Source organism: Acinetobacter zhairuonensis (assembly GCF_022601715.1).
Lineage (GTDB): Bacteria > Pseudomonadota > Gammaproteobacteria > Pseudomonadales > Moraxellaceae > Acinetobacter.
In genome coordinates this window covers 125,935-147,949 of record NZ_JAKVIM010000002.1, presented here as the reverse complement: position 1 = coordinate 147,949, position 22,015 = coordinate 125,935, and the positions used below count along the sequence as shown (strand labels likewise).

Annotated in this window: 18 protein-coding genes and 1 pseudogene; 9 read left to right on the top strand and 10 right to left on the bottom strand. The window is 41.2% G+C overall.

Annotated features, from left to right (window positions below):
* Positions 1–326 precede the first annotated feature (326 nt).
* Together MKI85_RS02430 and MKI85_RS02425 are read left to right on the top strand one after the other, a co-directional pair.
* On the top strand, positions 327–1,673 hold the full coding sequence (locus MKI85_RS02430) for a dicarboxylate/amino acid:cation symporter (RefSeq protein WP_241624646.1): 1,347 nt from the start codon (positions 327–329) through the stop codon (positions 1,671–1,673).
* Between the two features lie 158 nt (positions 1,674–1,831).
* On the top strand, positions 1,832–2,974 hold the full coding sequence (locus MKI85_RS02425; protein WP_241624645.1) for an acyl-CoA dehydrogenase family protein: 1,143 nt from the start codon (positions 1,832–1,834) through the stop codon (positions 2,972–2,974).
* 32 nt (positions 2,975–3,006) lie between these two features.
* On the opposite strand, the gene MKI85_RS02420 is transcribed toward MKI85_RS02425, so the two are convergent.
* Positions 3,007–3,525, bottom strand: a complete 519-nt coding sequence (locus MKI85_RS02420) for a type 1 glutamine amidotransferase domain-containing protein (protein WP_241624644.1) — start codon at positions 3,523–3,525, stop codon at positions 3,007–3,009.
* 441 nt (positions 3,526–3,966) lie between these two features.
* On the opposite strand from MKI85_RS02420, the gene pheA reads away from it, so the two are divergent.
* The 4 genes from pheA (at position 3,967) to MKI85_RS02400 (ending at position 8,536) form a co-directional block, all read left to right on the top strand.
* Positions 3,967–5,076, top strand: a complete 1,110-nt coding sequence (gene pheA, locus MKI85_RS02415; protein WP_241624643.1) for a prephenate dehydratase — start codon at positions 3,967–3,969, stop codon at positions 5,074–5,076.
* Between the two features lie 172 nt (positions 5,077–5,248).
* Positions 5,249–7,495 carry a bifunctional prephenate dehydrogenase/3-phosphoshikimate 1-carboxyvinyltransferase gene (locus tag MKI85_RS02410; protein WP_241624641.1) on the top strand — a complete coding sequence of 749 codons (2,247 nt, stop codon included), beginning with the start codon at positions 5,249–5,251 and terminating at the stop codon, positions 7,493–7,495.
* A gap of 116 nt (positions 7,496–7,611) precedes the next feature.
* A complete protein-coding gene (locus MKI85_RS02405; RefSeq protein ID WP_241624639.1) occupies positions 7,612–7,986 on the top strand; it encodes a hypothetical protein in 375 nt (124 codons plus the stop codon).
* Positions 7,987–8,227: 241 nt separating this feature from the next.
* Positions 8,228–8,536 (top strand): GNAT family N-acetyltransferase, encoded by a 309-nt coding sequence (locus MKI85_RS02400; protein ID WP_348637228.1) that lies wholly within the window; start codon positions 8,228–8,230, stop codon positions 8,534–8,536.
* A 142-nt stretch (positions 8,537–8,678) separates the two neighbouring features.
* Here the strand turns inward: MKI85_RS02400 and MKI85_RS02395 are convergent, their stop codons facing one another.
* Both MKI85_RS02395 and MKI85_RS02390 read right to left on the bottom strand, forming a co-directional pair.
* Entirely contained in the window at positions 8,679–9,119 is a 441-nt protein-coding gene (locus tag MKI85_RS02395) for a DUF2147 domain-containing protein (protein ID WP_241624637.1), read from the bottom strand.
* Positions 9,120–9,544: 425 nt separating this feature from the next.
* Positions 9,545–10,174 (bottom strand): alpha/beta hydrolase, encoded by a 630-nt coding sequence (locus MKI85_RS02390; RefSeq protein WP_100241582.1) that lies wholly within the window; start codon positions 10,172–10,174, stop codon positions 9,545–9,547.
* A 125-nt stretch (positions 10,175–10,299) separates the two neighbouring features.
* Here MKI85_RS02390 and yaaA point away from each other — a divergent pair, with 125 nt between their 5' ends.
* Positions 10,300–11,079 carry a peroxide stress protein YaaA gene (yaaA, locus tag MKI85_RS02385; RefSeq protein ID WP_241624635.1) on the top strand — a complete coding sequence of 260 codons (780 nt, stop codon included), beginning with the start codon at positions 10,300–10,302 and terminating at the stop codon, positions 11,077–11,079.
* Between the two features lie 95 nt (positions 11,080–11,174).
* Here the strand turns inward: yaaA and MKI85_RS16895 are convergent, their stop codons facing one another.
* From MKI85_RS16895 to MKI85_RS02365, 5 genes and pseudogenes are all read right to left on the bottom strand, one after another.
* Positions 11,175–11,300, bottom strand: coding sequence for a hypothetical protein (locus MKI85_RS16895; protein WP_281070014.1), 126 nt, complete (start codon positions 11,298–11,300; stop codon positions 11,175–11,177).
* Positions 11,301–11,896: 596 nt separating this feature from the next.
* Complete coding sequence (locus tag MKI85_RS02380) at positions 11,897–13,312, bottom strand: cryptochrome/photolyase family protein (RefSeq protein ID WP_241624633.1); 1,416 nt, start codon at positions 13,310–13,312, stop codon at positions 11,897–11,899.
* Between the two features lie 141 nt (positions 13,313–13,453).
* The gene (locus MKI85_RS02375; protein WP_016167486.1) at positions 13,454–13,936 is read right to left on the bottom strand and encodes an FKBP-type peptidyl-prolyl cis-trans isomerase; all 483 of its coding nucleotides are present in this window, start codon (positions 13,934–13,936) and stop codon (positions 13,454–13,456) included.
* Positions 13,937–14,071: 135 nt separating this feature from the next.
* Positions 14,072–14,966 (bottom strand): annotated as a pseudogene (locus tag MKI85_RS02370) (NAD(P)/FAD-dependent oxidoreductase).
* Positions 14,967–15,074: 108 nt separating this feature from the next.
* Entirely contained in the window at positions 15,075–16,388 is a 1,314-nt protein-coding gene (locus tag MKI85_RS02365; protein WP_241624630.1) for a D-alanyl-D-alanine carboxypeptidase PBP6B, read from the bottom strand.
* 179 nt (positions 16,389–16,567) lie between these two features.
* Between MKI85_RS02365 and MKI85_RS02360 the strand changes: the two genes are divergently transcribed.
* Complete coding sequence (locus tag MKI85_RS02360; protein WP_241624628.1) at positions 16,568–18,271, top strand: M61 family metallopeptidase; 1,704 nt, start codon at positions 16,568–16,570, stop codon at positions 18,269–18,271.
* 87 nt (positions 18,272–18,358) lie between these two features.
* On the opposite strand, the gene uraH is transcribed toward MKI85_RS02360, so the two are convergent.
* Together uraH and paaI are read right to left on the bottom strand one after the other, a co-directional pair.
* On the bottom strand, positions 18,359–18,757 hold the full coding sequence (gene uraH / locus MKI85_RS02355) for a hydroxyisourate hydrolase (protein WP_241624626.1): 399 nt from the start codon (positions 18,755–18,757) through the stop codon (positions 18,359–18,361).
* A gap of 130 nt (positions 18,758–18,887) precedes the next feature.
* Positions 18,888–19,301 carry a hydroxyphenylacetyl-CoA thioesterase PaaI gene (gene paaI / locus MKI85_RS02350; protein WP_241624623.1) on the bottom strand — a complete coding sequence of 138 codons (414 nt, stop codon included), beginning with the start codon at positions 19,299–19,301 and terminating at the stop codon, positions 18,888–18,890.
* A 466-nt stretch (positions 19,302–19,767) separates the two neighbouring features.
* Between paaI and MKI85_RS02345 the strand changes: the two genes are divergently transcribed.
* Complete coding sequence (locus MKI85_RS02345) at positions 19,768–21,999, top strand: NADP-dependent isocitrate dehydrogenase (protein WP_241624622.1); 2,232 nt, start codon at positions 19,768–19,770, stop codon at positions 21,997–21,999.
* Positions 22,000–22,015: the final 16 nt, after the last annotated feature.

The window sequence follows — 22,015 nt, the reverse complement described above, 5'->3', positions numbered from 1 at the left end:
TAAAGCGACTATGTTTTGATCTCTTGTGGGCTTTTCTGTAGTTTTACTGATTAAAAATTAGGTAAAATTAACAGTGATACGACAACATTAAGTTTTTCTTATCAATTAAAACTCTCTATCATCTTGAAAAATAAAAGTTTTCAAGAGTCTCTCTGCGATGGAATCGTGGATATTATTATTTAGTTCAATGAGAAGGTATTAAGCCTAACTTAATACCTATGACCTTTTGTAGTGATTATAAAAGGAATTTTTAAGGGCTGTGTATTCTTAGGAATAGACGAATATTGGATGTTTCTAGTTCTAGAAACATGTTTAGAAGTAACGCTATGGCTAAAAAACCCATCTATAAATCACTGTATTTCCAAGTGATTGTAGCTATCATTGCAGGTATTCTGGTTGGTCATTTCTCTCCAAGTGGAACCCAGATTGTAAATGGTGCTGAACAATATGTTCCTGGTTTAGGCGAACAGCTCAAACCTTTAGGTGATGCATTTATTCGTTTGATTAAAATGATCATCGCCCCAGTGATTTTCTGTACAGTTGTTAGCGGTATTGCTGGCATGGAAAGCATGAAATCAGTGGGTAAAACTGGCGGTATTGCTTTACTTTATTTTGAAATTGTTTCGACGATTGCCTTATTGATTGGTTTGCTGGTAATTAACATCGCCAAACCTGGTGTAGGCATGAACATTGATCCTGCATCTTTAGATGTATCAGGTATTTCAAAATATGTAGAATCTGGTCAGTCGCAATCTACGATCGACTTCTTGATGAACGTCATTCCACATACTGTGGTGGGTGCATTTGCTGAAGGTGAAATTCTTCAAGTCTTGTTATTCGCTATTTTGTTTGGTTTTGCCCTACATAAATTAGGTGATTCTGGTAAGCCAGTACTGAAACTGATTGACCAAATTTCGCATGTCTTCTTCAATATCGTAAATATGATCATGAAGCTTGCGCCGATTGGTGCATTCGGTGCAATGGCATTTACCATTGGTAAATATGGTATTGGCAGCTTAGCGCAATTATTCCAGTTGATTATCTGTTTCTATATTACCTGTTTATTGTTCATCTTTATTGTATTGGGTTCAATCAGCCGTATCTGTGGTTTCAGTATCTTAAAAATGATTCGTATGATTCGCGAAGAATTGTTAATCGTTTTAGGTACTTCTTCATCAGAATCTGTGTTGCCACGTATGTTGAAGAAACTTGAAATTGCGGGTTGTGAGAAATCTGTAGTGGGTCTGGTTATTCCTACAGGTTATTCATTTAACTTAGATGGTACTTCTATTTACCTGACTATGGCTGCGGTCTTTATTGCTCAAGCAACCAATACTCAATTAGATATCTCGCACCAAATCACATTGTTGTTGGTGTTGTTGATTTCTTCTAAGGGTGCTGCAGGTGTAACAGGTTCAGGCTTCATTGTAATGGCGGCTACATTGTCTGCTGTAGGTCATATTCCTGTTGCTGGTTTAGCACTGATTTTAGGTATTGACCGCTTCATGTCTGAAGCTCGTGCTTTAACTAACTTGGTGGGTAACTCATTGGCGACGATTGTGGTTGCCAAGTGGGTTGGTCAGCTCGACAAGGAAAAACTAGATTTTGCTTTGGCTAACCCTGAAGAGGTAGACAAGCAAATGATGGATGAAGGTAATCAAGCACACGCTTAATGTGATGTGATTGCACAAAAGGAAGCTTCGGCTTCCTTTTTTGTTTATTGATTTGAATTGACCTGAAGTTGCCTTAAATAAGACACAAGCTGCACATGACAGAAGCAATGAAATTGCCTAGCATATTTACTGAAGATTAAAACAACTCAGGAAGAATAATGTTAGCTCATGATGCAGATTTGGAACTTTTCAAAGATAATTTTAAACGTTTTATGCAAGAGCATATTGCCCCAGAGTATGAACAATGGGAACGCCAAGGGATTATGCCGCGCGCCGTATGGAACAAGCTGGGTGAAAATGGCTTTTTGTGTGTAGATGTACCTGAGCAATATGGTGGCTATGGGGTACCTACACATTACTCGCTCATGTTAGTGGAAGAGTCCGCACGAGCAGGATATGGCGCGCTTTCTACCGCCATCTCATGCCATTCTGAAATTGCTGCACCTTATATCCTACATATCGGGACTGAGGCGCAGAAGCAGTATTGGTTGCCGAAAATGGTCACAGGTGAAGTCGTTGGGGCTATTGGGATGACCGAGCCTGGTGCAGGTTCTGATTTGCAAGCATTACGCACGACTGCAATTTTGCAGGATGAGCATTATCTTCTGAATGGTTCCAAAACTTTTATTTCGAATGGGCAACATGCCGATTTAGTGGTACTTGCCGTGAAAACGGATCCGCAAGCCCGAGCAAAAGGGGTGTCATTGCTTTTATTAGATACACATTTAGAAGGCTTTAAAAAGGGCACTAACTTAGACAAGATTGGCTTACATTCCCAAGATACATCTGAACTTTTCTTTGATAATGTGAAGGTACCAAAGGATCAATTGTTAGGACAAGCTGGACAGGGTTTTCATTATTTAATGCAAGAGTTACCGCGTGAACGTACTGCAATTGCGGCAACAGCTTTAGGTGCAATTCGCGGAGCGATAGATGTCACCACGCAATACGTTCAGGAACGTCAGGCTTTTGGGAAAAAGATTGGACAATTCCAAAATACCCGCTTTGTATTAGCACAGGCAAAAATTGATGAACTGGCGACAGCCGCTTTTTATAACCAAAATGTTGAGTTATATATGCAGGGCAAACTGAATGTTGAAACAGCTGCTGCACTGAAAAGTTTTTCGACCGATATGCAAATGAAAGTCGCAGATCAATTGCTGCAATTGTTTGGGGGCTATGGCTACATGACGGAATATCCAATTTCCCGTTTCTTTGTTGACGCCAGAATTCAACGAATTTATGGCGGCACCAATGAAATTATGAAAGAAATTGTCGCACGGGGTTTGCTGGGGCGTTAGTAGAATAAAAGAGCCGTGAGGCTCTTTTTACTTTAAAGCTTAAGTACATTTAAACTTTCACGGATGAAGTCGGGTAGGTCTTCAGGTGCGCGAGACGAAATATACAGGTTATTGTCATTCACGACAGCTTGATCATAGAACACGGCACCTGCATTGAGTAAATCTATAATCACGGATTTCATGGTGGTCATGCGGCGTCCTTTGACCACACCAGCATTAATCAACAATTGCGGACCATGACAACTACTCATAATTGGCTTTTGTGCGTTGGCAAAACGTCGCACAAAATCCACATAGCGTTCATCTGCTCTTAACATATCAGGCGAATAGCCACCTGGAATCAGCAGGGCATCAAAATCTTGTACACTGACATTGTCGATGCTTTCATCAATGGTGACGGAATATCGCCGTTTTTTTCCATAGACAATATTTCCCGCTTTGTTTTCTATATTCACCACACTATGACTGGCTGCACGAAAGGCTTCAACAGGTTCGACATATTCCATGTCTTCAAAATCATGCGTGACTAAAACTGCAATTCTTTTTGGCATTTTTATTCTCCGAATAGCATTTTTAAATTTAAAATAACAGACAAATTGTGAAATACGTCATGTTAAATTGTGGTTAAATTGTGATCGAAAGTAATATGCCTTGATCATGTCATATTGTTGATGAAACTTTCTAGTCTTATGTTTTAAATAAAAATAATAAAGATAACGTGATTCATCAAATTTTAAGGTTGTGTGATATTTGTCATTACACTTTATGTGGGATATGTCACTTTATGAGCCTGAGTAATTTGCATCATCCTGTCCTCTAAATATCCAAGTCAGTACTTGTATCTATTCTAAAATTAAAAACTTTAGTTTGATTTTGGCAAATATTAGGGGCTAGTAGCTTGAAATCAGGATGAATCCAAATTTTATTGCCTACCATTTAATTGAACTCTTGATATACTGTCGGCATTCACGTTTTTGCAGGGCGAAATAACAATGATCAACGACGATCAAAACACTACGACTTCTCTAGACTTGACCAAGATTCGCGAAGATATTGATTCTGTCGATCAGCAGATTCAGCAACTCATTAACCGTCGCGCGCGCTTGGCTGAAGCAGTAGCAAAGGCAAAATTTGCTTCTGAAGAGAATCCAATGTTTTACCGTCCTGAACGTGAAGCACAGGTGTTGCGTAATGTGATGGAGCGCAATGAAGGTCCGTTGTCTGATGTGACGATGGCACGTTTATTCCGTGAAATTATGTCGGCTTGTTTAGCACTAGAAGCGCCACAAAGTATTGCGTTCTTAGGGCCAGTCGGAACATATACCCATTCAGCAGTACTGAAGCATTTTGGTCAGGATGCAGTAGTGCGTCCTTTACCAACCATTGATGAAGTGTTTCGTGAAGTTGAAGCGGGCAGTGCTCACTATGGTTTAGTCCCAGTAGAAAACTCATCTGAAGGTGTCGTAAACCATACCTTAGATTGTTTTAAATCATCTAATCTAAATGTGATTGGTGAAGTGGAGCTGCGTATCCATCATCAATTCTTAATTTCTGAAAATACCCGTAAAGACAGCATCAAGCAGATTTATGCGCATCAACAAACCTTGGCACAGTGCCGTAAATGGTTAGATGCACATTATCCTGGGGTGGAACGTGTAGCGTTAAACTCAAATGCTGAAGCTGCACGCCGTATCCGTAATGAGTGGCATTCGGCTGCGATTGCATCCGATGTAGCCGCAAGTATTTATGGTCTAGAAATTCTGCACAGCAATATTGAAGATAATCCAGAGAACACGACACGTTTCTTGGTCATTGGTCGTGAGAAGGTTCCGCAAAGCGGCAATGACAAAACTTCTTTACTGATTTCTGCGCATGACCGTGCAGGTGCTTTACTGGAAATCTTGGCGCCTTTTGCAAAACATCAAATTAGTTTGACCAGTATTGAAACACGACCTGCGCTTCCTGAAAAATGGGCTTATGTGTTCTTTATTGACCTTGAAGGGCATATTGAACAGGAAAATGTGAAGGCAGCAATTGAAGAAATTCGTCCTTTAGTGAAAGAAGTGCGTGTATTGGGATCGTATCCAATCGCTGTGCTATAAAAGACAATTACCATCGACAGGTGGTGCTGCTGTTTCGCTACATGAATCTAGATGAAAGATGGTGAGATCGGGACAGCGGTCAAAAAATTTGAGTTTTAAACAAACTTAAGCATAAAGATACCGTTGTAAAGCACTTGCCAAAGTGTAGGGTTTAGAGGCGAAAGCATAAAAGATGACACAGCCGTTGTTTAAAAAAGTTGCATTTATTGGACTCGGACTGATTGGTTCAAGTCTGGCTCGTGTAATAGTTGCTGAAAAATTGGCAAACCAAATTGTTGCATCGACACGTTCAGCGAAAACGCTGGAAGATGCGAAAGCATTAGGTCTAATTGAGCAAGGCTATAGCAACCCAGTCGATGCTGTGCAAGGTGCTGATCTGGTCGTACTGGCTTTGCCTGTGCGTGCAACCGAAAATGTTTTAGCAACCATCAAGCCTTATTTGTCTGAAAACTGCATTATTACTGATGTTGGCAGTACCAAAGGCAATGTTGTTGATGCAGCTAAGGCCGTGTATGGAGAACAATTACCTGCTGGTTTTGTTCCAGGGCATCCGATTGCAGGGGCTGAACATACAGGTGTGCATGCAGGTAAAGTCGACTTATTTGCGCATCATAAAGTTATTCTGACGCCACTTCCAAGTAGTGCATCTTGGGCGGTTGAAAAACTAATTACCTTATGGCAAGCCGCGAAAGCTGAAGTCATTTGTATGGATGTGGAAAAGCACGATGAAGTGTTAGCCCATACCAGTCATTTACCGCATTTAATGGCATTTAACTTAGTCGAGCAACTGGCGAACCGCGCCGATAATCTGGATATTTTTCGTTATGCTGCGGGTGGTTTTCGAGACTTCTCACGTATTGCTGCCAGTGATCCGCAAATGTGGCATGACATCTTCTTTGCCAATAAAAAAGCCATTTTGAATGCTGTAGATGGTTTTGAACAACAACTTACTGTACTTAGAAAACTGATTGAAAATGAAGATTCTCCAGCCCTCATGGGATTGCTCGGCAATGCTCAAGCTGCAAGACAACATTTCAATCATATGTTAGCCAAGAAACCCCTGATGGAGAAAAATAAGGTGACACAACAATTTACCATTTTGCCAGGCCCTAAGACGTTCCAAGGTAAATTTACCGTGCCTGGAGACAAGTCTGTGTCTCACCGCTCTATCATGTTTGGTGCGATTGCCGAAGGCACAACCCATGTCACAGGTTTTCTTGAGGGTGAAGATGCTTTAGCAACATTACAAGCCTTCCGTGATATGGGCGTGAGTATTGAAGGTCCAAAAAATGGTGAAGTCACCATTCATGGCGTAGGCATGCAGGGCTTAAAAGCACCTGCGAGCGCGTTGTATATGGGGAACTCAGGTACCTCAATGCGTTTACTATCAGGCATATTGTCTGCACAAAAATTTGATTCTGTGATGACGGGTGATGCTTCTTTGTCAAAGCGTCCGATGGAGCGAATTGCCAAACCACTACGTGAAATGGGTGCACAAATTCAAACCACAGGTGAGCGTGGTACACCACCAGTGTCGATTACGGGCAGCCAGCCACTAAAAGGAATTCACTACGATTTACCAATGGCTTCTGCTCAGGTGAAATCGGGTATTTTATTGGCAGGGTTATGGGCAGAAGGTGAAACTTCGGTGACTGAACCTGAGCCGACCCGTGATCATTCAGAGCGTATGCTGCGTGCTTTTGGCTATGAAGTGAAAACTGAAGGTAATCGTATTTCCCTACAAGGTGGTGGTAAATTGGTTGGCACAGACATTCAAGTTCCATCTGATATTTCTTCTGCAGCCTTCTTCATGGTCGGTGCTGCCATTACTGAAGGTTCGGATGTGACCCTTGAGGCTGTGGGCATTAACCCGACGCGTACGGGTGTGATTGAAATTCTGAAACAAATGGGTGCAGACCTCAGCGTAGAAAACGAGCGTATTGCGGGTGGTGAACCGATTGCGGATATTCGTATTCGTGGTAGCCGTACTTTAAAAGGGATTCATATGCCTGAAGACCAAGTGCCTTTAGCGATTGATGAGTTCCCAGCATTGTTTATTGCTGCAGCATGTGCCGAAGGACAAACTGTGCTGACTGGCGCTGCCGAATTACGCGTAAAAGAATCTGACCGTATTCAAGTGATGGCAGATGGCTTAAGAACTATGGGCATTGACTGTACGCCAACAGAAGATGGCATCATCATTGAGGGTAAAGGTCAATCTGGGGATTGGTCTGCTATCTTTGCAGGTGGTGAAATTGAATCACACCATGATCACCGTATTGCCATGAGCTTTAGTATGGCGGGTTTACGTAGTTCAGGTGAAATTAAAATTGTAGGTACGGAAACAGTTGCAACCAGCTTCCCAACCTTTACTGAGCTTGCAAATCAAGCGGGTTTAGCGATTCAGGTCACTGAATAAGCCTTGTGACTCAACAAGTCATGTATTTATGATTGAACAGCCAAGCAAATGCTTGGCTGTTTTGTTTTTATTGCTTATGCTAAACCCATATAACAAAAATGCCTTTGGGTAGCATTATGCGAAAATTACAATTCACTGCCAATTGCGAGCAGCATCAACATCAGGCAGTAGCAGGGAATCAGTGCCATATCACACAAGAATATGTGGCAGATTTGTTGGTTGGCAAACTGGGTCAATATGGTTTTCATACCTTGCCACAAAGTGGTGATCATGTGGCTGTGAGTGTTGATAACCATGCTTTACCCTTGTCTATTACCTGTCAGGGTTCAGATCTGGAAGGTCATCTAGTGTGTGAAATTACTTCATATCCGACTGAAGATCAGGACTGGTTAGACCGAATTAGTGAGCGCAGTTTAATAAATCAATTGGCTCAAGCGGTTGAAAATTCTTTGAAAACTGATGAGAGTTTTAGCGGATTTGAGTGGCTGTGAACGCAGACAGTAGGTGGTTTTCAGGCATGATGTGAGATAGAGTTGATTTACCTCAATTAAACAGCAAGCGGCTTGTTTTATCTTATTTTCATGAACATGATGCTTTAGAAACCTATGCGGCAATTAACCCAAATCTGGCGCAATATATGGCATGGGATATGCCAGAGTCTGAGGAAAAGTTTCGTGAAGTCTGGACTGCGTGGCTGTATAAGATGCAATCGCAGTATGAGTTGGTTTTGTCATAAGAGATCAAAGCTCTCGTGAGTTTATTGGTCTATGTGGCTTACATCGATTAAAGAGTGAAGCGCCGACCGTAGGTATTTGGGTGAAGGAGCAGCAGCATGGACATAAATTTGGACGAGAAGCTGTAGAGTCTCTAATTACTTTCGCATTTGCAGAGCTGAGATTGGAGCAGATATATTATCCAGTCGCTGAAGAAAACTGGGCGAGTCGCAAAATTGCTGAGACCTTGGGCGGCAAGATCATAAAGCAATTAGCACAAAGAAAATATATGGCAGTGATTTATGAAATCAGTAGGTACTCTGCCTGAAATTTAAGTGATTCGAAGATTGCTTAATATGCTGCATAAAAAATGTTGAATGAGTCATCACTCATTCAACAACTTCATGTTTTGATTGAGCCGAATACGGGGCATAAAACCAGCGAAACTCAACACAGTACTGCTGAAAATTTTACTCTACACGTAACCAAGTCTGGCTACGACCTACCGCTGAAACACCAAAATAGCCACGTAAAAACAGTTTTTTGTTATTTGGGCTGACTCTTCCTTTTAAGCTGTAAATCTTTCCAGAAACAGGATCAATAATTTTACCGCTGCTGTAATTCACACGATCATGCGTCTTTAGACCAGAAATAACTTGCATCCCGATGATGGGTTTATTGGTATACGGTGCAGGGCAATGGGTACAAAATTCTTTTGGTGTATAACCTGGGCGCGGTGTGAGTTTGAGAACAGTACCTGCGTAAGTGTCATTGCTTTGCTTTTCAATTTTCACCAGCGCTTTAGGTTCCCCTGTTTTGTCATCAATATAGCGCCATGTACCTGTAATGTCCTGTGCAAGGGTCGATGTAGTGGCTAAAGCAAGGAAAATTGCCCCAAAAAATGTTTTCATAGAAACCTGACCGCAGTATTGAAATTTGAAAATAGAAAGTTATAGCGAGCTAAGGTATTGATTATATAATTAATTATTAAAATACGGATGTGCAGAAAATGCCAAAAAAATATCAGAAAATAAACTTCTGAAGCCGATCAAAGCAATATTCTATATTGTATAAAATAAAGACAAGCCTAGAGCATCAATTGATCCAATTGAATTGTTGGAAGATATATTTCACTTTGAGCACAAGTATTGTTTGATCGTCAGGCGAGTCAACTGATAAGTAAAGAAAAATAAATTGAGACAATAGTCTGCACTAGACCGATTAAAAAATTAATCAGCAGGCTACATGGCGTAGGGGATATCCAACTGGAGCATCAACTGAAGAAAGAAACCATTCTCTATAATAATGATTTCTTTCCCGAAGTTGTTATTGCAGATTAAATTAACAAGAAACGTGCAATCGCAATACGTAACTGTTTTAAATAACCTGTGAAGAAGTGGTTTGCACCTGGTAAAACAGTAACCAAATGTCGCTGAGGTTTTGCCCATGCAATCATGTCGGATAATGTCGTTACATCATCTGCTTCACCATGAATGAATAGAATATCACCTTTAATTTCAGGCGTTTGATAGTGACGAACACCTGCAACAGTCGCAGTTGGCAGACCACATAAAATCGTTTGAATCGATCTGAGTTCGCTTGGTAAAGCATCGTAGCATTTCGCCATCACGTGTGCGCCAAAGCTGAAGCCACCTGCGTAAAAAGGTAAGCCGACATGTTGCAAACGTGCATGATGAATGACTTTTAACACATCGTCAGTTTCACCGTGACCTTCGTCATGGACACCTTCACTTTGACCTGAACCACGGAAGCTAGGACGATAAACCACACAGCCATTTTCAACTAAAATTTGGGCAAGAAGTGCTGGAACTTTATGTTGAGGCGTGCCGCCTTGCAATGGATGAGGGTGGCAAATTACCGCGAATCCTTTCACTTCGCCTTGTGGGTAATCAACGAAAACTTCAATTTGACCCACAGGACCGGGAATGAAAATTTGCTCGGACATAAGATTAATGGATTAATAGCAGGAGAATCGGCTATTTTACCGATTATGCTTAGTAAAAACACAGATTGGAAAAAAAATAAGTCTACTGATATAGTTTGTTTAATTATTTTTTAATCAGATTGTATATGCTCGCCTTAATTTCTCCTGCTAAGACTTTAGATTATGAATCTGCACTTCCAACTGACCAGCACACTTTACCAAGACTGTTAGCGCATTCACAACAACTTATAGACGTAAGTCGTAAGCTATCTGCTTCAGAAATCGCCAATTTAATGAGTGTGAGTGAAAAAATTGCACAATTAAACGTAGCACGCTTCCGTGACTGGCAACCTGAGTTTAATTTTTCCAATGCACGCCAAGCGATTTTTGCCTTTAAAGGTGATGTCTACACTGGTTTAGATGCTTATGATTTAGGTATACAAGATCTGAAATTTGCTCAAAGTCATTTGCGCATGTTATCGGGATTGTATGGTTTATTGCGTCCTTTTGACTTGATGATGCCGTATCGTTTGGAAATGGGAACCAAACTTGCCAATGCACGTGGTCATAATTTGTATGAGTTTTGGGGCGATCAAATTACCCAATTGGTGAATGCTGATTTGGCTCAGGCAAATTCTGAGCTGTTGGTGAATTTGGCTTCCGATGAATATTATAAGTCTGTCAAAGAAAGCAAAGTGAAGGCTGAAATTATTAAGCCGGTTTTCTTGGATCAGAAAAATGGAAAATACAAAGTCATTAGTTTTTACGCGAAAAAAGCTCGTGGTTTAATGGCGCGCTATATCATTCAAAATAAAATGAATAGTGCTGAAGATTTAAAATCTTTCAATACTGATGGTTATTATTTTGATGCGGCAAGCTCGATTAAAGGTGAGCTGGTCTTTAAGCGTGATGAACAAGCGGCTTAACGATTGAGGTCGATCATCCAAATTGAACGGATGGATTACGTAAATCACACTGCAACTTATACAAAAGAAAAGCCCCTTGATTGGGGCTTTATTCTTTAACCCACCCAACCACTTTGCGTGTCTTCGATGAGTGTTTGTGTAGAGGGAGGAGGAGGCGTCACTGCCCCTTGGCAGCCAACTAAGTAATATGACGTTAGTAAGACAACAAGAAATGTACGCATAAGCACCTCATATGAAGAAAAAATAGTAATTTCAACTACCATATTCATTGCTTGGATCTTTAGACGCTTTATCCCAAGTCTTACCGAAGTTATCGGCTAGATTTTTAGATATTGTATCCGTATTACTGCTACAGGTTTAGTCATAGCAGATATGACTAATTTTACACCTAAATTGAGTCAACAGGAGCATACTCAATCGAGCCGTTTACATAACGTAGCAATCAATACATACGAAATTCTTTAACTGCACAAGATAGCTGTTGCAGATGGCTTTGGGAGAAAACCAATCTGAAGCTAATAAAAGATCAAAATTTAGAGATCGATTTGATTCATGCAAGTTGGTATATCTTATCAGGGCCGAATTTCAGCACTTAGGGAGATAATGTTGTCTAATCTGTTGATCAGCAGTGTGATGCTGGTCATAAAGAGACCAGATTCGACCAGAGTACAGTCGGGTAGTTGAATAAGTGAAGTATAACATGAAAAGTATAATAACTGGTCATTTTTTAAAGCATCACTTTATTCACCTATTTTGATTCATCAGTCATCAAGTAACTTTGAAGAGCCAAACCTCTGTAAAGCTTAGCTCTATTGCATTAAAGTCCTTTAAAGGCTTCAATTGCACGCTGACGACTCGATTTTAAATCGACAATTGGATGTGGATAATCCAGTTTTAAGTTCGGATTTTTGGCAAACGGTTCATGAATAGTCTTGGCATCCAGATGTGCTAATTCAGGGACCCATTTACGTATGTAGTCGCCATTGGCATCAAATTTTTGCGACTGGCTCACTGGGTTAAAGATGCGGAAATAAGGCACAGCATCTGTACCTGTAGATGCGCACCATTGCCAACCACCATTATTCGCTGATAAATCGCCATCAATCAAATGCTGCATGAACCATTGTTCACCCAGTCGCCAATCGATTAGCAAGTTTTTACATAAGAACATTGCGGTGATCATGCGGACCCGATTGTGCATCCAGCCTGTCGCGAGCAGTTGCCGCATACCCGCATCGACAATCGGAATACCTGTACGTCCTTGTTGCCATGCAGTTAAATCCTCAGGCACATCGCGCCATTTGATGTACTGCGTACTCGTTTTGAATGGTTGATGTTTGGAAACATGCGGAAAGTCGAACAGGATATGTTGATAAAACTCTCTCCAGAGTAATTCGTCCAACCAGGTTTGTTGTCCCGCATTTTCAGGCAGAAAATGTCCCTGTTGAGGTCTGAACAGGGCTTGAATACATTGGCGAATGGAAAGAATACCAATGGTGAGGTAAGGGGAGACTTGACTAGTACCTTGTAAATTTGGAAAGTCCCTTTCATTTTGATAGTGGCTAACTTTATGTTCGATAAAGTCTTCTAATAGATGTAAGGCATGGTTTTCACCGACAGGCCATCGTGTTTGAATGTTCAAATCTACCGATTCGGCAGAGACTGCTGAGAGTGCTGGAATAGCATCATCGATTGCGATGGAAAGCGGTGCTTGAGCTGTAGGTGTTGGATAGCTCTGCGGTAGACTAATACTGAGGGCCTCATAGCAGGCTTTTTTAAAGGCACCGAACACTTGATAAGGATGTTGCGACTTATTTCGAATTGAGCCAATCGGAAAAAGGGTGCGGTCTTGGTATAGCTCTAAGCTTTGATTATTTTGCTGCAACAGTGTTTGTACTTCGCGATCACGCTTTAATTCATTGATCCCAAATTCAATATTGGCATGAATGCTTTTTACTGAAAACTCTTGGGTTAAATTGAGTAAGGTCTCTGGAATATCTTTCCATAAGCCTACTGCGCGGATGATGAGTGGAATATTCAACTGTTGAAGTTGCTGTTTTAGGGCATGTAATTGGCGTAAATAAAAATCAATTTTCACTGGTGCTTCATGGTGGATGATCCATTGTTCAGGGGATAAGATCACCATAGCCAAACAGGGTCCTGTTTGTGTCGCATACCAAAGTGCTGCGTGGTCGTGAATACGTAAATCTTGTCGGAACCAAATCAATTGCATGAGCGAAATACTTGAATAAACAACTGAATTGATTCTAAAACGATTTAGCTGAATTAAGCACAGCAAGATGTATAAAATTAGAAAAAAATAGGCATAAAAAAAGGGCAAATCTGTATTTGCCCTTTTTGAGATCTTTCGATCTTAGTGGTGATGACCACCAGCACCGTGTACGTGACCGTGATCTAATTCTTCTTGAGAAGCTTCACGGATTTCTACGATTTCAACTTCGAAAGTTAAGTCTTGACCAGCAAGTGGGAAGTTTGCATCAACGATTACGTTGTCGCCTTCAACTGCTTTAACTGTCACGATTTGAACGCCATCATCAGTTTGTGCTTGGAATTGCATACCTGCTTGGATGTTATCTACACCTTGGAACATTTGTGCAGGAACTTCTTGTACTAGGTCTGGGTTGTATTCGCCATAACCTTCAGCAGCAGGAACATTTACAGTGAATTTTTCGCCTACAGTTTTACCAAGAAGCGCTTTTTCTAAACCAGGGATGATGTTGCCCGCACCGTGCAAATATGCAAGTGGTTCACCTTGAGATTGGTCGAGAGTTTCACCCTCTGCGTTAGTCAATGTGTAGTGGAAAGAAACCACGTGGTTATTTGCAATAGCAGTCATGTTACTGATCCATTCAATTTTTTAAGGGTACATCATAAAGTGAAAAGCAGGTTTTGTTGACTATATTTCATCAAAAAACTGCATTTTGTACTTTTTTACGACATTTTAAGGTTTATAAGGGCAGTTTAAAAAATTTCAATGCAATTTTGTTTTAGGTGCGATTTTTTTGTTCATCGCATCTTTTGTCATCAAATATGCAGTACGGATATTGCCATGTAAAGTGGTCTGATGCATGCGATACAATGAGACATACAGCGATTTTGCCACCTAGCCTTGCATATTCACTTGTCCGAGCCATTCTCCTACAGCTTGATGATGACTTAATGACACCAGTGAGCCTTTATAAGTAAATTTAAACATCGGTTGAGGCTTGTTTTTAATCCGTAAAGACATCGTGTTGACCAAGAAATACGCCTGTTGACTGGCGATTTATGCTCGGGGACCGAGTACAGGCTCATTGCTAAGCGGTTGGCGATGTGCGCAATCGCCAAAGGTAAAAATATTCGGGTCGGTTTTGGTGTGTAGGGTTGCGTAAACTTTGAGTCGATTCGGATGATCTTTCTCAAACTCAGTCAATTGCTGAAATTGTTTGGCTTGTGCCCGACTATGCAAAAAATGGTAATGCTCACGTACACCTTCGATTGAAATCATTAGACGTTGAACCGATGTAAAATCAGTATGCCATAACTCAAGGAATAGTGGTGATGTTCTGCACTCACACCAGTTAAGGGAAGTTTGCATAAAATACTTTTATTTGCATGATCTAATTGAACAAAGCGACCTAAGACAAATTGGTAGTGACGTTGTTCGGCATGCGCGAAATAATTCAGTTCCTAGATCTACGCATTGAGTGCACCGACGGCAATTTCATGCAATAACGGTTTCCAAATATGTTTCAGGTTTTGATCGACCAACGTGATTTTGGCTTTAGTGTGCCTCGCAAAATATGCACCCAAAAACTGGAATGTTCAAGCCCACCACCACCCACAATCACAATGTTATGCAGTTCGTTCCTTTTTAACGAACCTATTGATTATTTAAAAAAAGAGGATGGCTTAACATGCCATCCTCTTCGAGTTGATGTATTGGGATTTTTTATAAGTTGCAACAACTTACATAAAATAGACCAAAGCATTTCTTATTCATTGAGGGGATAAATCTTCACTTTAAGTTCTTCGCTACTGAAAAATGGCAGTATGTGTTTAAGCCAGATAAAGAAGCGCTGAAAAATATTGGCTTCATCAATTTGAACATCATCCTCAATTGCAATAGTGCGTAGTAATTGATTGTTCTGATACACCTGTACGGTTGCAAGCTGCATGACTTTCGCCAGTGGAGCAGTCAAGGCATTTTCACTCATTTCAACATTCATGTGCGTACGCGTTTCTAACAATGGCTCTACAGGGCGAATCGTACCATCGCCCGTGTTGAGCATGATGCGCTGATTGACTTTGTCATAGGTGCTTAAATCAATGGCATAAGGTTGGTCATACAATGATGTGGTAATCAGTTCAGGTGTCTGAGTTTGTACTTTGAACATTTTTAGCGTGGATTTGACCACAGGCAATTCGGCAATCAATTGTTTGTCTTTAATCGCGACTTCATTGCGGGTATAGGTATATGCCAAATTCATCAGGTCATACGCGACTTCTGCACGTTTGGCTGCACTTTTTGTTCCCATGACCACCACGACTAAACGACGATTTGGTGCCTCAGGATTCATACTTGGACGGTTCGCAGTCAAAGCGAGGTTGTAGCCAGCTGCTTTGGTATAACCAGTTTTTAGACCATCGACAGTCGCATCCATTTTCAGGACCAAATTGGTGGCACGGTGAAAACGTTGATTATAACTAAAGCTTTGTTGCTTGGAATAATATAAATAGTCAGGGGTTTGCTTGGCAATTGCTTGACCCAAATGGGCTAAATCATTGGCAGAAGAATAATGCTCAGGCATGGTAATGCCTGCTGGGTTTTGAAAGTGCGTATCTTTCATCCCCAAAGCTTTGGCTTCCTGATTCATCCGTTCAACAAACTTCGGAATACTTCCCGAAATGCGTTCCGCTAGTGTTACAGCTGCATCATTGGCTGACATGACAATTAAGCCCGCCAGTAGCTGATCTACCGAAATTTGCTCACCTTCTTTTAAATACATTTGGGATTCATCCCACATCACTGTTTTCACCACAGGTGTTGCAGTGAGTACCTCATCTTTACGTAAATGTCCCGCCTGAATTTCTTTTAAGGCAATATAGCCCACCATCATTTTGGTTAATGAGGCAGGTGCACGTTGTACATGACTATTTTGTTCAGCAATCACTTGTCCAGATTGAGTGTCTAAAATTGTCCAAGATTCGGCTTGGACACTTTCGGGAACTAAGTTAAGCAACGTTGCATTTGCAAAAGAAGTCCAGAGCAATGCAAATAAAGTGAGGAGGTAAGTGAAACGTTTCAAAGGTATTCCTATCAAGCTAATCCATCAGTAATAAACTGACAAAAACTAGGGGCATGCTATGCCTTTTTTGAACGAATGGCTAGTCTGTGTTGCAGACAAATAACACAGTTCTGCATTGGCTTGAAAAAAAATGCTAAGCTAATTGCCAAGATTAATTATTTTATTTTGAACTGCCTATTATGTTGCATTATCAAATCGAATTTGACGATTATCGTCAGCATCTTGTACATGTCACACTGCGTTTCTTGGCAAACCCAACTCAAGTTCTTTCTCTCCCAACTTGGATTCCTGGTAGCTATCTCATTCGTGAGTTTTCCAAGCATATTGAATCGGTGCGTGCCTATGATGAAGCTGGTCGTATATTAAAAATCCAGAAATTTGAAAAGAATAAATGGCGTTTGTTTAATACCGACCATGAATTTATTACGGTTGAATATGATGTCTACGCCTATGATCTTTCGGTGCGCGGTGCCTATGTCGACCAGAATCGCTTATATGTCAATCCCGCTTGTGCATGTTTAGGCTTGGAAGGTCAGGAAGAAAAAGAAGTTGAAGTTGAGTTGTTCTTGCCAGATGAATTAAAGCATTTCCAGTTGGCTACAGGCTTGGCATCTAAAAGCCTGGTGAAAGGGCGTTATACCTTAAAAGCGCAAAACTATGCAGAACTGATTGATGCACCGTTTGAACTGGCAGAACAAACCCGTTTTGGTTTCGAAGCGGAAGGCATTGCGCATGAGTTTGTCGTTTCAGGGCAACACGCCATGAATGCGGAACGCATGCAGCAAGATATTGAAAAAATCTGTGCGAATGAAATTAAGATGTTTGGTTCTGCGCCGTTTGCCAACTATACCTTTATGACCATGGCAACGGGTAACAGTTATGGTGGTTTGGAGCATCCAAACAGTACCAGTTTAATCACGCCACGAAATGATTTGCCGAAAGCTGATGAACCTGTAGAACCCTCGGAAGATTATCAACGCTTCTTAGGCTTGTGCAGCCACGAATATTTCCACTCGTGGTTGGTGAAGTTTATTCGTCCTGAAAACTTGGTTAATTATGACCTGAACAAAGAAAGCTACACCACTTTGCTTTGGGTGTTTGAAGGCTTTACCTCGTATTACGACGATCTGATTTTGCTACGTAGCGGCGTGGTGTCGCAAGAGTCGTATCTCAAACTACTCAAAACCCAGATTGATCGTTACTTACAAAATCCAGGTCGTAACGTGCAAACGGTGGCGGAATCGAGTTTTGATGCGTGGGTGAAGTTTTATCGTCAGGATGAGAACTCAAATAATGCAGGCACCAGCTACTATAACAAAGGCTGTTTAGTCGCATTATGCTTGGACTTAGGTCTGCGTTTACGTGGTTCGAGTTTGGATGCCTTAATGCGTAAACTGTATGAAAATGCGCAAAATGGGATTCAGGTCAATGAACGCAGCATTTTTGAAATTTGTGAACAATTGACAGGCGATAGCTGGATTGAACAGATTAACCATTTGATTAATACAGTCGATGAATTGCCGCTTGATCAATTATTCCCAGAGTTTGGCTTAAGCTATAGTCTGAAAAATGACAAGTCATTACCATTTGGCATGAAGGTTGTAGACAAGCCAGAAGGTGTACTGATTCAGCAAGTACGCCGTGATGGTGCAGCTGCACAAGCAGGTCTTTCTGCTAATGATGTGATTCTTGCGATTGACGGCTTAAAAGCCAGTGAAAAGCTGTTAGCGCAATATGCGAAACGTAAAGAAACATTCACGATTTTTGCCTTCCGTCGTGATGAATTGATGCGATTTGAAGTTCAAGGTGGTGAAACGGGCTTAACTACCGTGGAATTGAAAGTGGAAAATCAGGCGAAAGCAGATGCTTGGTTAAAAGCTTAATCTGACAAAGTAAAAATAAATCAAAAGCCGATGCTGCCTAGCATCGGCTTTTTTATGTTGGATTTAAATAGGGTTTATTCGGAATGATCAATTGCCACGATAGGTTGAGTATCCATAAGGGCTGATCAGTAGTGGAATATGATAATGCTCAAGTGAACCATCAATGACGAATACTACGGGAACTTCGGGAAAAAAAGAGCGTTCATTCTTTTGGCGAAACCAGTCACCTGTTTTAAAGGTGACTTTATACACGCCTTTCTGTAAAGGCGCATCTTTGGGATACAGTTCACTAATTCGACCTTGTTCATCGGTTGTAGCTGAATTGATCTCTGTCCATTTATCATTTTGTTGTGCTTCGAGTACAACTTTGACGTTGGCAGAAGGTAAGCCGTTATCCAAGTTAAGAACATGAACACTGAGAGGGTTTTGTGCAAAGCAGAAAGAAGTGAAACCAAGTCCAATAAGCGGTACTAGAAATTTAACCATCTGATTGATCCTAAAGCTTGAAAAGATTGAGTTTAAACAATCTTAAAAAATTCAACATTTCAATATGTAACTAAAACAAGAAGCTACGTTGTGGTAATGCTGCTGGAGTCGGGTCAGATGGTCATTATTTTTATGACAGTTCTTTTTTCGTAGGCACTAGCATGCGTGATACTCCCCTAAATTCGGCAATGGTTTCCTGTTTCTGGTTAACAACTTGGATGTCATAAAATTCGGAACGACCCGCTTGAGAACGCAGCTCTGCAGTAGCAGTGAGTACATCACCAATCAGTCCGGGTTTAATGTAGCTGATATTACAGTGTTGTCCTACAGCAGGGTAATCGCCTGTGTTGCAGGCAACAGCAAAAGCGCCATCCGCCAAAGTAAAAATAATTCCGCCATGACAGGTGCCATGTCCTTGAGTATGTCGCTGTTCGACCAAGAGTTCTACTTTGGCATAGCAGTCTTTATAGTCGACTAAACGCGCACCAAGTTCTTGCATGACGTGGTCATTATTAAATAAGGCATGTCCTTTTGCGATTTCCATTACATCATCCTTTTGATACACCATTAGAATAATAATATTTAATATGAATCATAATTAGCATTATCATTGGGCTGGATCAAGCCGTTTTAATAAAATTTAGAAATTTGAAAGATCAACAAATATGCACTGCGTAAGGCGAAATTGAGAGATTTTTTCACTCATTTGGTTATTCAACCGTCATATACTAGATTTAATATAAACAATCCCTCATTGGTAGAATGCTTGCTGATGGTTTTAGCACTGTGGAAGAGGTATTTGAAATCTAACTGATTGACTTTAAAAAGTGTTTAAAAAAACCACATAAACCGAGGGGTATTTTCTCACGAAATGTCGTTATCACAAGATATATCGTTGACTGAAAAGCGTTGAGGGACGATACTCTCAGGGATTATTTAAGCAATCGGTTCGTAGGGCTGGGCCAAAAGTCTGGTTCTCTAAAAACTCAATTTAACACAAGGGGCTATATATGGCTGGTGGAAAGTCAAACATCATTTACACACTGACTGATGAGGCGCCATTGTTGGCGACTTATTCGCTACTGCCGATCATTGAAACCTTTACTAAGCCAGCTGGCATCGAGATCACCAAAAGTGATATTTCTGTAGCATCACGCGTGCTTTCAGAATTTGCTGACTACTTAAGCGACGAGCAGAAGGTTCCGAATAACCTCGCAGAATTAGGTCGTCTTACGCAAGATCCTGACACTAATATCATCAAACTTCCTAACATTAGTGCTTCTGTTGCTCAGTTAACTGCATGCATTAAGGAACTTCAATCTAAAGGTTTCACGATTCCTGACTATCCAGAAAACCCTGCGACTGAAGAAGAAAAAGAGATTAAAGCACGTTATGGTAAGTGCCTTGGTTCTGCTGTAAACCCAGTATTACGTGAAGGTAACTCTGACCGCCGTGCGCCTGCTGCAGTAAAGAACTACGCTAAAAAACACCCGCATTCAATGAGCGAGTGGAAGCAATGGTCACAAACTCACGTTTCACACATGGAAGAGGGTGACTTCTATCATGGCGAAAAATCGATGACGCTTGACCGCGCGCGTAACGTGAAAATGGAATTGATCACCAAGTCTGGTGAAACGATCGTTCTTAAGCCAAAAGTTGCGCTTCTAGATGGCGAAATTATCGATTCAATGTTCATGAGCAAAAAAGCGCTTTGTGACTTCTACGAGAAACAACTCGAAGACTGTCGTGAAGCTGGCATTTTGTTCTCGTTGCACGTTAAAGCAACCATGATGAAAGTATCGCACCCAATCGTATTTGGTCACTGCGTTAAGATTTATTATAAAGATGCATTCGAAAAGCATGGCAAATTATTTGATGAGCTAGGCATTAACGTAAACAACGGTATGGCTGGTCTTTATGAAAAGATCGAAACATTACCGACGTCTTTACGTGAAGAAATCATCGAAGATTTACACGCATGTCAAGAACACCGTCCTGCATTAGCAATGGTTGATTCTGCAAAAGGCATCACCAACTTCCATTCTCCAAACGACATTATTGTTGATGCATCTATGCCAGCAATGATCCGTAGTGGCGGTAAAATGTGGGGTGCTGATGGTAAGCAGTACGACTGTAAAGCCGTAATGCCAGAATCTACATTCGCTCGTATTTACCAAGAAATGATCAATTTCTGTAAGTGGAATGGCAACTTTGACCCGAAAACTATGGGTACAGTACCAAACGTAGGCTTAATGGCGCAAAAAGCTGAAGAATACGGTTCACACGACAAGACTTTTGAAATTTCAGAAGCTGGTATTGCAAACATCACTGACCTAGAAACAGGTGAAGTGTTGATGTCGCAGAACGTTGAAGAAGGCGATATCTGGCGTATGTGTCAGGTGAAAGATGCACCGATTCGTGACTGGGTGAAACTTGCAGTAACTCGCGCACGTAACTCTGGTATGCCTGCAATCTTCTGGCTTGACCCGTACCGTCCACATGAAAATGAACTCATCAAGAAAGTACAAAAGTACTTGAAAGACTACGATACAACAGGTCTTGATATTCAAATCATGTCTCAAGTACGTGCAATGCGTTATACGCTTGAGCGTGTAGCTCGTGGTTTAGATACCATTTCTGTAACTGGTAACATCTTACGTGACTACCTCACTGACTTGTTCCCAATTATGGAATTAGGTACTTCTGCGAAAATGTTGTCTATCGTGCCATTAATGGCAGGTGGCGGTATGTACGAAACTGGTGCTGGTGGTTCTGCGCCTAAACACGTACAACAGCTTGTAGAAGAAAATCACTTACGTTGGGATTCTTTAGGTGAGTTCCTTGCATTAGCGGTTTCTTTAGAAGAGTTAGGCATTAAAGAAGACAACGCTCAGGCGAAACTTCTTGCTAAAACTCTAGATCAAGCGACTGGTCAGTTACTTGACAACGACAAGTCTCCATCACGTCGTACTGGTGAGTTGGACAACCGTGGTAGCCATTACTACTTAGCGAAATTCTGGGCTGAAGCTTTGGCTGCTCAGGACGAAGATGCTACGTTGAAAGCGAAGTTTGCTCCACTTGCAAAAGTACTTGCTGAAAACGAAGACAAAATCATTGCAGAGCTTTCGGCTGTTCAAGGGCAAGCGGCAGATATCGGTGGTTACTACGCTGTAGACCCAGTGAAAGTAAACGCTGTTATGCGTCCAAGTGCGACTCTTAATGCTGCACTTGAAACTGTTTAAGTTTAGCAAAATCGGC